Annotated in this window: 13 protein-coding genes, 2 tRNA genes and 1 riboswitch; of the genes, 9 read left to right on the plus strand and 6 right to left on the minus strand. The window is 56.0% G+C overall.

Translation table 11 applies throughout. The features are described from left to right. Positions 1–13: 13 nt before the first annotated feature. The 4 genes from HDE75_RS15920 to glyA all read right to left on the minus strand — a co-directional run bounded on the left by HDE75_RS15920 (position 14) and on the right by glyA (position 3,596). Positions 14–976, minus strand: coding sequence for a PilW family protein (locus HDE75_RS15920; RefSeq protein ID WP_260174109.1), 963 nt, complete (start codon positions 974–976; stop codon positions 14–16). Beyond that, entirely contained in the window at positions 973–1,542 is a 570-nt protein-coding gene (gene pilV / locus HDE75_RS15925; protein ID WP_183676771.1) for a type IV pilus modification protein PilV, read from the minus strand. The genes HDE75_RS15920 and pilV overlap by 4 nt, the downstream gene beginning before the upstream one ends. Before the next feature lie 203 nt (positions 1,543–1,745). Then, complete coding sequence (gene nrdR, locus HDE75_RS15930; protein ID WP_183676770.1) at positions 1,746–2,207, minus strand: transcriptional regulator NrdR; 462 nt, start codon at positions 2,205–2,207, stop codon at positions 1,746–1,748. A 141-nt stretch (positions 2,208–2,348) separates the two neighbouring features. Next, positions 2,349–3,596: a serine hydroxymethyltransferase gene (gene glyA, locus HDE75_RS15935; protein ID WP_183676769.1), complete on the minus strand. Its 1,248-nt coding sequence runs from the start codon at positions 3,594–3,596 to the stop codon at positions 2,349–2,351. A gap of 111 nt (positions 3,597–3,707) precedes the next feature. Continuing rightward, a riboswitch (ZMP/ZTP riboswitch) is annotated at positions 3,708–3,831 on the minus strand. A 322-nt stretch (positions 3,832–4,153) separates the two neighbouring features. Between glyA and ybgC the strand changes: the two genes are divergently transcribed. From ybgC to HDE75_RS15980, 9 genes are all read left to right on the plus strand, one after another. Beyond that, entirely contained in the window at positions 4,154–4,567 is a 414-nt protein-coding gene (gene ybgC, locus HDE75_RS15940) for a tol-pal system-associated acyl-CoA thioesterase (RefSeq protein WP_183676768.1), read from the plus strand. A gap of 44 nt (positions 4,568–4,611) precedes the next feature. Then, on the plus strand, positions 4,612–5,301 hold the full coding sequence (tolQ, locus tag HDE75_RS15945; protein WP_183676767.1) for a protein TolQ: 690 nt from the start codon (positions 4,612–4,614) through the stop codon (positions 5,299–5,301). A 15-nt stretch (positions 5,302–5,316) separates the two neighbouring features. Continuing rightward, a complete protein-coding gene (locus HDE75_RS15950) occupies positions 5,317–5,754 on the plus strand; it encodes an ExbD/TolR family protein (protein WP_260174110.1) in 438 nt (145 codons plus the stop codon). A 74-nt stretch (positions 5,755–5,828) separates the two neighbouring features. Further along, complete coding sequence (gene tolA / locus HDE75_RS15955) at positions 5,829–6,872, plus strand: cell envelope integrity protein TolA (RefSeq protein WP_221291871.1); 1,044 nt, start codon at positions 5,829–5,831, stop codon at positions 6,870–6,872. Positions 6,873–6,886: 14 nt separating this feature from the next. After that, on the plus strand, positions 6,887–8,146 hold the full coding sequence (gene tolB / locus HDE75_RS15960) for a Tol-Pal system beta propeller repeat protein TolB (RefSeq protein ID WP_409254914.1): 1,260 nt from the start codon (positions 6,887–6,889) through the stop codon (positions 8,144–8,146). A 42-nt stretch (positions 8,147–8,188) separates the two neighbouring features. After that, a complete protein-coding gene (pal, locus tag HDE75_RS15965; protein WP_183676765.1) occupies positions 8,189–8,713 on the plus strand; it encodes a peptidoglycan-associated lipoprotein Pal in 525 nt (174 codons plus the stop codon). A gap of 140 nt (positions 8,714–8,853) precedes the next feature. Then, entirely contained in the window at positions 8,854–9,612 is a 759-nt protein-coding gene (ybgF, locus tag HDE75_RS15970; protein ID WP_183676764.1) for a tol-pal system protein YbgF, read from the plus strand. 216 nt (positions 9,613–9,828) lie between these two features. Then, positions 9,829–9,904 (plus strand) — tRNA-Lys (locus tag HDE75_RS15975). 87 nt (positions 9,905–9,991) lie between these two features. Beyond that, a tRNA-Lys gene (locus tag HDE75_RS15980) sits at positions 9,992–10,067 on the plus strand. A gap of 140 nt (positions 10,068–10,207) precedes the next feature. On the opposite strand, the gene HDE75_RS15985 is transcribed toward HDE75_RS15980, so the two are convergent. Beyond that, entirely contained in the window at positions 10,208–11,932 is a 1,725-nt protein-coding gene (locus tag HDE75_RS15985) for an ATP-binding protein (protein WP_183676763.1), read from the minus strand. 7 nt (positions 11,933–11,939) lie between these two features. Further along, on the minus strand, positions 11,940–12,959 hold the full coding sequence (locus HDE75_RS15990) for an SIR2 family protein (RefSeq protein ID WP_183676762.1): 1,020 nt from the start codon (positions 12,957–12,959) through the stop codon (positions 11,940–11,942). Between the last annotated feature and the right edge of the window lie 345 nt (positions 12,960–13,304).

The following is a 13,304-nucleotide window of genomic DNA, read 5'->3' on the forward strand; positions in this document are numbered from 1 at the left end:
CTCCATGCGCCGCTCAACCAGGCATATTGCGCAGCATGATCGTCAACTGCACCAGGTGATAGCTGCGGCCCTGCTGGATCAGCGGCAAGGTGGCACGCACGATGCGCACGCCAGTATCGCTAGCGCCATACGCATCGGCATAGGCTGCGCCGAACAAATCGAATTGCGCCGGCCCCGGCTGCGCCTTGGTTCGCTGCGCCGCTTCGCCATGCAGCAGCAAGGCCACCCGTACGCTGGCCACCCGTTTCCAGTGCGTGCGTTGATTCAAGTCGCGCTGCAGTGCCGCTTCGTCCATGCCCACCAGCACCAGGGCCGCATCGCGCGCGGCCAGTTCGCTGGCGCTCACATATTGGTTGGGCACGCCGTCGGGTGGGTTATCGGTATCGAGTCCATACAGGACCTGAAAACTGTCAACGCCACGGATGATGGCGTCGGCACCCCAGCCGCCACTTGCCGAGCGGTATTTGCAGCGCAGCTCGGCTTCACCTGCGTCGTCGCGGGCCACATAAAAAATGCTCCAGCCCCGTTGCGCCTGCGTGTGCGCGGCACCCAGACCAAAGCCGGCGCAATTGAGCACAGAACCGTCGCCGCCCACGTCCTTGCCGGCGCCGTCATAGCGCAGGGCCAGCACATCGCTGCCATTCACGGCATTCGTCAAGGGCAGCGAGATACCCGCACTGTTCTTGCCGAGGCTGCGCGCATCGAGTCCGGCGATATTCGCGCTGTCGTAGGGAGCATGCATCAGGGGTGTGGCGCTGGCGTCCCAGTTCACGTACGCCGTCTGGCGCACGGCGCGGGCGATGGTGTCCAAGGCATAGCGGCCGTTATCGCTCAAGCGCGCATAGTCCGCCTGGTCTGCGTAACTGCTACTAGCGGCAAGCAGCATCGCACTGGCAGCGAGCATCAGCATGGCGCCCAGGCTCAGCGCCACCAGCAGCTCGACCAGACTCATACCTTTTTGGTGACCTCTACTCATGGGCTGCATCCACCCAGTTGCATGGCCAGCCTGGGCAAGGCGACAGCAGCTGGTCCATCGGCTTGCCTTGCAGTTTGCCGCCCTCGCCAGCCCAGCTTGATGACGATGGGCGCGCCGCTGCCGCCGCTGCACGTCCAGTGCAAGCCGTGCGCCGCCGTATCCCAGGCTTGCAGGTCGCGGCAGATCAACAGCCGTGCGCCGGGCAGCGCAGAGCTTAATTGCTGCTTCCATTCGGCGATATCGAATTGCGCCAGCTGCGCGCCAGTACAAGCTGCCGCACCGAAACAGGCGGACTGGCCGCCATCAGTGGAACCGGCACCTGCATCGAGCGACGCATCGTAATCGAGGCCAAGATAGGGATTGTCAGCGTCCGGCAGCCCGCTATTGCTGCGCATGCGCTCGGCTATCCCCGCCGCCAGTTGCGCCGCCGTCGACAGCAAAGCCGATTCGTGGCGCGCGCGCAAGGACGCCAGGTGCAACACGCTGCTGCCCAATACGCCGAGCGCCAGCAGCAACAGCGCCACCAGCACTTCGACCAGGCTACTGCCATGACTGCCGCTATGCATGGCCCACTCCCCTTGAAAGCGTAAGAAGAAGAGAAAGAACGGCCGCAAATACGCCCGGCCCAGCTAAACGATAGGCGCGCGATGAAACTCAGGCATGAGGTAGCGCAAACAGCGTGACGATCAGGTGTAAAAGAAGGGAGAAAAGATAGTTTGAATTGACCAGTCCGCTTGCCATGCGGACTGAAAACATGCGTTGAAAATACTTACGGTTTGCGCGGATGGCCCACTTCGGCGATAGCATCCTGAAACTCCGCCAGGTCTTCAAAATTCTTGTACACGGAAGCGAAGCGGATATAGGCAATCTTGTCGAGCAGCTTGAGTTCCTGCATGACCAGTTCTCCGATGTAACCGGAATCGACTTCACGCAAGCCGCTGGTCAGCAGCTTTTCCTGGATGGAAGCGATGGCCGTATCCACGGAGGCGGCCGCGACGGGGCGCTTGCGCAAGGCCAGCATCAGACTGCCGCGCAGCTTATCCGCAGCGAACTCCGTCCGGCTGCCATTCTTTTTGACGACGGCCGGCATGATAAGTTCAATCCGTTCGTAGGTAGTGAAACGCTTGTCGCATTTGCCGCAGCGGCGCCGCCGCCGTATGGTATCGCCCTCCTCCGATACACGCGTATCGAGGACCTGGGTGTCACCGTGCTGGCAAAATGGACATTTCATGGGGCAGATACGACTTTATAGTAGTTTTATGTCAGGACGTCTTAAAAACAAGGGCGCCAGGATACACTCCGGGCGCCCTGGGGCACGGCTGGAATGTGTCATGCAGAATCTTACTCTGTATGACACATTCTGGACAAACAATTATGCTGCGTACACAGGGTGCGCGTCAGCCAGTACTTTCACGGCCGCTTTCACGCGCTCGATGGTGGCGGCGTCATGCGGATTGTCCAGCACGTCGGCGATCAGGTTGCCTACTTGCTCCGCTTCCGCTTCCTTGAAACCGCGCGTGGTCATCGCCGGGCTGCCCAGGCGGATGCCCGAGGTGACGAATGGTTTTTGCGGGTCGTTCGGGATGCCGTTCTTGTTGCAGGTGATGTGCGCGGAACCGAGGATGGCTTCGGCTTCCTTGCCCGTCAGGTTCTTGGCGCGCAGGTCGACCAGCATCACGTGCGATTCGGTGCCGCCTGACACGATGCGCAGGCCGCGCTTGATCAGCGTTTTCGCCAGCACGTCGGCGTTCTTGACGACTTGCTTCTGGTATTCAACGAATTCAGGGCTCAGCGCTTCCTTGAAAGCAACCGCTTTACCAGCGATCACGTGCATCAGCGGGCCACCCTGGATACCTGGGAAGATCGCCGAATTGATGGCTTTTTCGTGCTCGGCCTTCATCAGGATGATGCCGCCGCGTGGGCCGCGCAGCGATTTGTGCGTGGTCGAGGTGACGAAGTCGGCGAACGGCACCGGGTTAGGATACAGGCCGGCGGCGATCAGGCCGGCATAGTGGGCCATGTCTACCATGAAGTAGGCGCCGACTTCCTTGGCGATCTTGCTGAAACGCTCGAAGTCGATCTTTTTCGAGAAAGCCGACGCGCCGGCGATGATCAGCTTGGGCTTGCGTTCACGGGCCAGGCGCTCCATGGCTTCGTAGTCGATGTCTTCATCGGCCGTCAAGCCATAGGACACCACGTCGAACCATTTGCCCGACATGTTCAGCGGCATACCGTGGGTCAGGTGACCGCCTTCGGCCAGCGACATACCCATGATCAGGTCGCCCGGTTTCAGCATCGCGAAAAACACGCCCTGGTTCGCTTGCGAACCCGAGTTTGGCTGCACGTTGGCCGCTTCGGCGCCGAACAGTTGTTTGACACGGTCGATCGCCAGTTGCTCGGCCACGTCGACAAATTCGCAACCACCGTAGTAGCGCTTGCCTGGGTAGCCTTCGGCATACTTGTTGGTCAGTTGCGAGCCTTGCGCTTCCATTACGGCTGGCGACGTATAGTTTTCCGACGCGATCAATTCGATGTGATCGTGCTGGCGCACGTTTTCTTTCTGGATAACGGCGAACAATTCAGGATCGACGTTGGCGAGGTTGTGATCTTTTGCAAACATGTAAAAACTCCAAGTATGAGGGTGCTTGTACTGGCAGGTTGGATCGAATGAGGGGAGCCGGAGTTGAGTGAAAAACAACATCGAGCAGGCAGCCTCTTCGTGCATTTCCATAGTGGCTGCCCAGGCGAACGGCTGATGAAATCTCACGTTTCCCGGTGGATGCCCACCTTTCGCCGGAAACCGACCGCCATAGTATGGAGATCATCCCGGCTTTTCGCCAGTCACGTGAGACGTAATGGAAGGCAAATTGTAAGTTAAGTGCTCAAATTGAGCAAGGAATGCAACGGTGCGGCTATAATCGCCGCGCGCCCGGGCAAGCAGGGGAAAATAGCCCTGCATTTCGGGGCGTCAAGGGGCTGCGTCTTAAGCTGGACTTAAACCTGAAAATGGCTTGTAAGCGTATGTTACGAGGCTTGTCACCGCAGTCAGTGTACTCTCACAATGCTGCGGTGCAACTTGTGGCCGCTTTAACCATGGCATTTAGGCAAGCGCCTTTCCTTATGACAAGAAAAATCGCGTAAAATGTTGCTCAATCTCATTAATATGGCGCAATAAACATGCCTTCAGTCTTTACCTGGAATGTACGTGTCTACTACGAAGACACCGACGCCGGCGGCATTGTTTACCACGCCAACTACTTGAAATTCTTTGAGCGCGCGCGCACGGAATGGTTGCGCGCGACTGGTATCGACCATCAGGCATTGAAGCAGCTGCATGATGCAGCGCTGGTCGTCAAAAGCATCAGCACGGACTATCATGCGCCAGCAAAGCTCGATGACACGTTAAAATTAACATTAAGTATAGAAAAATTGGGGCGCGCTTCCATCGTTTTCCTGCAACAAGCCTGGTGCGGCGACACCTTGCTCAACACAGCCCGTGTCAAAATCGGCTGTGTCGATGCTGCATTGCGCCCACGCGCCCTGCCCGACGCTTTGAGCAACTCCTTGGCCGCCAGCACGCGCGCCAACTGAACCGCCCGCCACCTCCGGATAATTCACCAACAGACTGACAGCCAATGAACGTTTCACAAGATCTTTCTTTCCTCGCGCTCATCACCAATGCCCACCTGATCGTGCAACTGATCATGGCCCTGCTGTTGCTGATTTCCCTGACCAGCTGGACGTATATTTTCCGCAAGGTGTTTGCGGTGCGCCAGGCGCGCCGCCAGACGATCGAATTTGAACGCAGCTTCTGGGCCGGCGGCAACCTGCATGCACTGCACCAGAGCGCCAGCGGCAACCGCGACAAGAGCGGCGCATTGGCTCGCATCTTCGACGCCGGCATGGGCGAATTCATCAAGGGCAAGGCTTCCTACAGCCCGCGCGAAGCGCTGGACGTCGGCGCCGTGCTCGACGGCGCCCGCCGCGCCATGCGCGCCGCCTTCCAGCGTGAAATGGATGCACTGGAATCGCACCTGGCCTTCCTCGCTTCGGTCGGCTCCGTCTCGCCCTACATCGGCTTGCTCGGCACCGTATGGGGCATCATGAATGCCTTCCGCGGCCTGGCCAACGTACAGCAAGCCACTCTGGCCGCGGTTGCGCCCGGTATTGCCGAAGCACTCATCGCGACCGCCATCGGCCTGTTCGCTGCTATTCCAGCCGTGGTCGCGTACAACCGTTTTTCGCACGATATCGACCGCCTGGCGATCCGCTTCGAAAGCTTCGTCGAGGAATTCTCCAACATCTTGCAGCGCCAGTCGCGCTAAGAGGGAGCACTGCTGATGGCTTCTTTCAATAGCGGCGGCATGCGCGGTGGCCGTGGCCGCAAATTCAAGTCGGAAATCAACGTCGTGCCGTATATCGACGTGATGCTGGTGCTGCTGATCATTTTCATGGTGATGCCGTCGTCCAACAATCCCAGCGTGGTCAATTTGCCCAACGCGGAAAAAACGGCGAAACCGCCCGATGACTATATCCAGATCGTGCTGAAACCAAATGGCTCGCTGTCGATCGGCGTGATCGGCAAAGAGCAACTGGCGCCGGAGACGGAACCGAACCGCGACGCCCTGCTGCGCAATCTGCGCGGTTTGCATGAAGCCAATCCGGACTATCCGGTGCTGATCGCAGGCGACAAGGAAAGCAAGTATGACGACGTGATCCAGCTCATTTCGGAAGCCAAGAAGATCGGCATCAACCGGGTTGGCCTGGCGACGAAATAAGCGGCCAGGCAAGCAAATAAGTAAGCGCACGCGTGTACATAACCAGACTTCACCGTTTTTAGATAGACTTGACCTTGCAGACCAAACAAACCGACCATGTACATGGCGTGCCCTACAGCGTGCCGAGCGAACGCAGCCGCTGGCCCTCGCTGGGCCTGGCGCTGGCGATGCATCTTGGCCTGCTGTTTTTCCTGTGGGTAGGCGTACAGTGGCAAAGTACGGAGCCGGTCGCCGTGGAAGCGGAAGTGTGGGATTTGAAGGTGCAGACGGCTGCGCCGGCGCCGCCGCCGGCGACCGAGCCTGAACCGCAGCCGGCGCCGCCGCCAACGCCGGCGGTCGAAGAACCTGCTCCGCCGCCACCACCGCCACCGGTAGCGGCTCCTGAGCCGAAAGTCGATCTGCGCGAGGCGGAGATTGCGCTCGAACGCAAAAAGGCCAAGCTGAAGGAAGAGAAAGAAAAAGCTGCAGAAGAAGCGCGCAAAAAACAGGAACAGCAGGACCGCGAAGACGCCAAGCGCGAGCAGGACAAGCAGAAGCAGAAAGAAAAAGAGAAGGCTGACAAGCTCGAGAAGGAAAAAGCCGACAAGCTTGAGAAAGCCAAGCAGGCCAAGGAAAAAGAACTGGCGCAAGAAAAGGCGGAAGCCCAGGCCCAGAAAGATAAAGAGCAAAAAGAACAGGCCGAGAAAAAAGCCGCGGCTGAAAAAGCCGCCAAAGCGAAAAAGGCAGCAGAACAAAAGGCTGCAGACAAGGCACGTGCCGACGAAATGAGCCGCATTACGGGCGCAGTCGGCGCAGGCACCACGGGCACCGCCGCGAAATCGACGGCACCACGCATGGATAGCGGCTATGTCGCAGCCATTACGGCCAAGATCAAGAGCAACATCGCGTACAGCGGCAGCACCGACGTCCCTGGCGCACCGCGCGCCGTGTACAAGATCGAGCAATTGCCAACTGGGGAGATTATTTCAGTCCGGAAGATCAAAAGTAGCGGCCTGCCCGCCTATGACAGCGCGGTAGAAAACGCCATTGCCAAATCGTCGCCACTGCCGAAGAAAAAAGACGGCACCGTGGTGCGCGAAGTTGAAGCAGTATTCGATATGAAGGATTTGCCTAAATGATGATCATGAAAAAAATGAGTTACGTCGTCCTCTGCGCGGGACTGATGCTGGGAGCCACGGGCGCCCAGGCCCAGTTGCGGGTGGAGATCACCGGCGTCGGCAGCAACCAGATTCCGGTGGCGATCGCCAACTTTGATCAGGAATCGGTGGCGCCGCAACCGCTGTCGTCCATCATCAAGGCCGACCTGGCCCGCAGCGGCGCGTTCAAGCTGATCGATGCCGATACAGCCGTCGCTGAAACAGCCAACATCAATTTCGACCAGTGGAAAGGCCGTGGCGCCGATGCGCTGGCCGCCGGCAGCGTGCAGCAACTGGCCGATGGCCGCCTGGACGTGCGCTACAAATTGTTCGACACCATCAAGGGCGTGCAACTGTCGAGCATGAACAATGCGGCCGCGCCGCAGTTCAACCGCCTGCTGGCGCACAAGATTGCCGATGATATCTATGAAAAGCTGACCGGCGTCAAAGGTGCGTTCTCGACCCGTATCGCCTACGTCACGCAAACGGGCCGCGAATACCGCCTGGAAGTGGCCGACGCCGATGGCGAAGGCATCCAGGTTGCGCTGCGCTCGAATGAACCGATCATTTCGCCCGCCTGGTCGCCGGACGGCACCAAGGTCGCGTATGTCTCGTTTGAAAAGAAAAAGCCTATCGTCTACGTGCAAAACCTGGTGACCCGCCAGCGCACCATCGTATCGAATGAAAAAGGCAGCAATTCGGCGCCGAGCTGGAGCCCTGACGGCACCCGCCTGGCGGTCGCCCTGTCGCGCGACGGCCACACGCAAGTCTACGTCGTCAATGCCGACGGCAGCGGCCTGCGTCGTCTCAGCAACAGCAGCGGCATCGACACCGAACCCCAATTCTCGGCCGATGGCCAAAGTGTTTACTTCACCAGCGACCGTAGCGGCGGACCACAAATCTACCGCATGCCGGCCAGCGGCGGCGAAGCCAAGCGCGTGACGTTTGGCGGCTCCTACAACATCAGCCCTCGGATCTCGTCCGATGGCAAGACACTCGCTTATATTTCCCGTCGCGACGGTAACTTCCAGCTCTACGTGCTCGACCTGGCCAGCGGCCAGGAACTGCGCCTGTCGGACACCGCCAACGACGAATCACCGAGCTTCTCGCCCAACGGGAAATATATCATGTACGCGACCGAATCCGGACGACGCAAGTCGCTGGCAGTGGTATCGGTGGATGGCCGCGTCAAACAGCGTTTGACTACGCAAGCTGGCAATATCAAGGAGCCCACCTGGGGTCCTTTTATGAAGTAAAGCAGTATAGTTTCACCCTTAACCATGACCCGGAGAATAAAAATGAGTAATATTAAAAGCTTGGCCTTCATCGCCGCTACCGCCGCCCTGTTGTCGGCTTGCAGCACCCCAGTGAAACTGGCAGAAACCCCAGTCGTTGAGCGCGCACCAGAAGTGGTTGCTCCTCCTCCAGTTGACAACCGTCAAGTTCAGCCAGTGACGACCGCATCGGTCGATCCACTGGACGATCCAAAAGGCGTGCTGGCTAACCGCAGCGTCTACTTCGACTTCGACAAATACGTCGTGCGCGAAGCCGACACCCCAGTGGTGCAAAACCACGCTGCCTACCTGGTGAAAACCCCAAGCCGCAAGATCCTGATCCAAGGTAACACCGATGAACGCGGCGGCGCTGAGTACAACCTGGCCCTGGGCCAAAAACGTGCTGAAGCAGTGCGTAAATCCCTGTCGGCTCTGGGCGTACCAGAAGGCCAAATGGAAGCCGTGTCGCTGGGCAAAGAAAAGCCTAAAGCACAAGGCAGCAACGAAGAAGCATGGGCACAAAACCGCCGCGCTGACATCGTTTATTGATATCTTGCCGATATCTCTAGGCTAAGCGCATTTTTATCGCGCACTTAGTCAGTCATAGGCATAATAATGGGGCGGTGAGCGGTTATATAGCCGCCCACCGCCCCGTTTGCATGTTTGCGTAACTTTTGAAAGCCCGACCCATGATGACATTCTCGAAAGCCAGCCTCGCCGCCGCCCTGATGGCCGCATTCGCCTACCTGCCCCTGCACGCCAACGCAGCCCTGTTCGACGACGACGAAGCCCGCAAGGCCATCCTGGAGTTGCGCGCCAAGGTAGACGCGCTGGCGCAGGACGTGAACAGCCGCATCGACACCAAGGCTGACAAGACCAGTACCTTGAGCCTGATCAACCAGCACGACCAGACCATGCAAGAGATCGCCCGCCTGCGCGGCCAGATCGAAGTACTGGGCAATGATTTGGCCAATACGCAAAAACGCCAGAAAGATTTCTATACCGACCTCGATGCGCGCCTGCGCAAGCTCGAACCGCGCCAGGTCACCATCGATGGCCAGGAAGCAGCCGTGGGTGTATCCGAACAAGGCGCATATGACGCCGCCCTGGGCCTGTTCAAATCGGGCGACTACAAGGGCGCGGCCACCTCGCTGGACGCCTTCGTGAAACGCTACCCGGAATCAGCCTACGCGGCCAACGCCCAATACTGGCTGGGCAACGCCTACTACGCCCAGCGCGACTGCAAGAGCGCCATCACGGCCCAGCAAGCCGTCGTGAAGAACTACCCGGACAGCCCGAAGGCAGCCGACGCCATGCTGAACATCGCCAGCTGCTACACGGAACTGAAAGACAAGCCAAACGCCACCAAGACGCTGAACGCGCTGATCTCCCGTTATCCTGACTCGAACGCGGCGCAGACGGCGAAAGAACGCGGCGGTAAAAAGTAAACGCCGGACCAAACCTGCTGCGCGTCGGCATAGGCGGCCTCGATGCTCACCACCTCGGCGGCCCCGTGCTAACGCACAGTTCCGCGTCTCGGCCACCTCTTCCTTCCGCTCGCGACGGTTTTGTCCAGCGTTGTGCAGCAGACAGCCTACTGTAGGGAAAAAGTTGCCCGTCCCGTTTGACAGAATCACGGGCACCCCCTATAATCTTTCTTCTTCGGGTCGTTAGCTCAGCTGGTAGAGCAGCGGACTTTTAATCCGTTGGTCGCAGGTTCGAATCCCGCACGGCCTACCACGAATACGCAGTAATGATTTGCTTGCGAGTTGTTATAGCAAGCATTTTTTTAGTGCACAGTGTTACCGAAGTTGTTGTAAAGTTTTTGGGTCGTTAGCTCAGCTGGTAGAGCAGCGGACTTTTAATCCGTTGGTCGCAGGTTCGAATCCCGCACGGCCTACCAAGAATTATCAAGGAAGCCCACGAATTTACGTTCGTGGGCTTTTTTGTTTCTGGTCGCTCTCTGGTCAGTTGTGCGGCCAGGACGAACTTCCGCTCACAGGGCCGCGAGCACCTTGTTGGCTGCCAGTGACCGTGAGCCTACTAGATCGACTGCTTTCTCCAATTCAAGATGGCTGTATCTATTCGCCTCTCCCCGACGGGTCCCTGCCAATCCGTCCAGAAGTCTACCGTACCGCCATTTGGCTTCACCAACGGCTCATCGACGCGAATTCGACTCGGAAGCAAGCTGGCATCCCCGACAATCAACGCTTCCCCAGTATCGAGTGTTGGCAAAATATCGCTAAAACTGCCTAAACTATCCGGCAGAAGCTTCTTAATCACGGCCTGATCATCGGCATTCGTAAGACGCATCGATATGAAATTACTGCACTGACTCAACATCGTCTTATTGACCTCTGATGGACGCTGGCTAATTACCAATAAGCTGACCCCATACTTTCGCCCTTCCTTAGCGATACGCTCAAAAATGCTAATAGAGATATCATCGCTTGCATCCGCATCCGAACGATTCGGAATATAAAGATGCGCCTCATCACAAAGAAGTGCGACAGGGTGGCGCAGGTCCGATGGAGTCCATTGCTGTATCGCAAAAGCCAACCTAGCTACGAGCGACACGATGAGCGGCAACACATCCGAAGGAACTTCGGAAAAATCAATTATCTTTACACCTCCAGCGCCCTTCTCTGCCGTACTCCCAAAGATGGCGGCGGCGAGATGCGACAGCCAATCAAAATGCAGCGTATCAGCACCTCCCTGAAAGAGGAAACCTAATCGGCGGTCAGATATCTTATTCTCCAACCGGGCAATCATTCGGCTTAGCTTACTGTTAAACTCTCCCATTTTTTCTGAGCCAGCCTTAGCACCGGGAACCATCTCATTATTTATCGCCTCCAAAGAAGCCAATAAGGCTTCCACGGCAAAGGGAACAGGACTATCGATAGTAAAGTCGGCTAATAATTCCTTGTGATCGCCAGCAGTGAGGTATGCGGTCTTCGCGTTGTTGACTTCACGCGACATTAGCATCGCCTGATTTGGTGCATTTTGATCACTTCTATCCACGAAAAGAGCAACTAGCGCTTCATAAGACAAAAGCCAATAAGGAAGATATATAACTCCATCTGCAAGCGTCTTCTTGGCAACAACATCAGCTGGGCCTGCAACTTTGAAGTGACTAATTCCCTTACCTACGAGTGGAGAGTATTCGCCATGCAGATCAAAAACTATCGCATTTGCACTAGCCAGATCAGCAACCTTTTCAATAATTTTTGCTGTCGTCCAAGATTTTCCCGAGCCAGTACTACCACCTATAAAAGCGTGTCGCTGGAAAAGCTTATTGCCATTTAGGAAGGCTATAGCATTTTCATCCAAGGTGTACTTACCGATGGCAAATGAGCTTGCATCCCCCACTGCTTGAGAGACTACACGCATGAAGGCTGTTAAAAACTCCCCTTCCAAGGCAAAACAATTAGCATCAATTTCAGGAAGACTCTCAAGCGTTCGCCGAAATACGTTGGTTCTAAGGCCATCCCTGTCCAGCAGAGAACCAATCAACGAGATTTTACAAAGATTGAGCTCTTCAGCTTCCTCTTCGGTATCCGCAGTAGCAGGCTGCTGACGCTTACGAGTAACCTGCGTGATTAGTCCGATCAAGTGCTGCCCAGGCTTGCTACTTTGCAACACAGCTAAACGATTTACCTGAAGCCGCTTTAGTTGCTCAATGTCGTTCACTTCTACGATTACAGTAGCTGTATCCACAGATGCTACTTGCCCTAGTGCGTCCTCATCTTTATACGTAAATATTCCCATGAATCCCTCACATCAAAAGTGACATAAATCCGCCTAGGCTCCAAACATCAGAGTCGATTAAAATCGGCTTATCGAAACCAGAACTATATACGATGGAACTTTCATCAGTCGCGCCACGTTCAATAGCAAGATAATTTCTTACGTTGCCCTTGAACAAAAAAGACTTAGCCGATTCCGACAAAGCGTAGGTGATTACAACAACGCGAGCCGAATTATTAGCGCATCTATTTATTAATTTTTCTTGAATATGCTCATCATTGAACCCAAATCCTATACACAAATAGGCATTTGCGGCCTCCAGAACATTGTCGGACTCGTGAATAATCGATTTATAGGGTTCTCGATGAGTATTTCGATATTTCTCAATTCCGGGCGTCACTATCAGAGGGCGTAGGCCGGGCATGATGGATGAAGAGTTACCCAGGCACACTATCTTATCGTTCCCGACCGTAAACCAATCTAATGAACCGTGTACCTTCCAAATATTCACCTGTCGTTTTGAATAGATATGATCGCGGGGAATAGCGTGCCTTTTGTAGCCGAATGAGAATCCTGTGTAGTGATGAATATTTTCTTGCTCGCACGCGTACTCAGCTAATCGGTCATAGTTGGAGGTTATGATATTGATCTGAGTTTGCGTACTAGCCAAGAAATGCTTCAGTAACTTACCCAACGGAAAAAGATCCTGTTTCCCAAGCGAATCATGGAATATTGATAAATCCTGCGGATTCAACAATTCCCAAGTGGCAAGCACAACCTTCGTAGTTATTCCTGACGGAAGTGTGATCTTATGAAGAGCAGATTCCAAATCTACGCCGTCGTTTAACAGCTCGCAGAAGCTAGACCAAGATTTCTGCGCCTCTGGGTCTTCCGACGATACGTCCACAGTATCGATAAGGTGAGTAGCTAGCGCCCCCATCCCAGACAATCCGTACGCTGCCGAAGCACCGCTTCCTAAAATAATTACAGGAGAATGATTGTAATAATCCTGCGCTTGCTTCGCGATGAGCTCTTTTTCGGCGTCCATAAGCAAATTCCGGTGACGGTGAGTTACAAATTCCACAATAGCCTACCATACCATCGTTACAAATAGCCATTAGGCAATTTTCGTTCCTTAACTCGTGAACTCGCCTATGGAGTGCCTTCGGAGTTGCTCTAAAACGGGCAGCAGTGCCGCCTAACCGCACTCAATGCTTGCCCTCCCGTCCACCGTGCAATGCGTGCAGGGAGCCCTACGCAATATCGTCCGATGCAAATCCGAGCCGCGCTGAGCAAAGCGTTATCCGAGCGGACCGGAGATAGACCGGAAGCATCCCTAACGGCCTTCACCAAAAGCACCTCTTCTCGATGCACCTGTCTAGGCCTAGCGCAT

The organism is Janthinobacterium silvisoli, assembly GCF_014200725.1.
Lineage (GTDB): Bacteria > Pseudomonadota > Gammaproteobacteria > Burkholderiales > Burkholderiaceae_D > Janthinobacterium.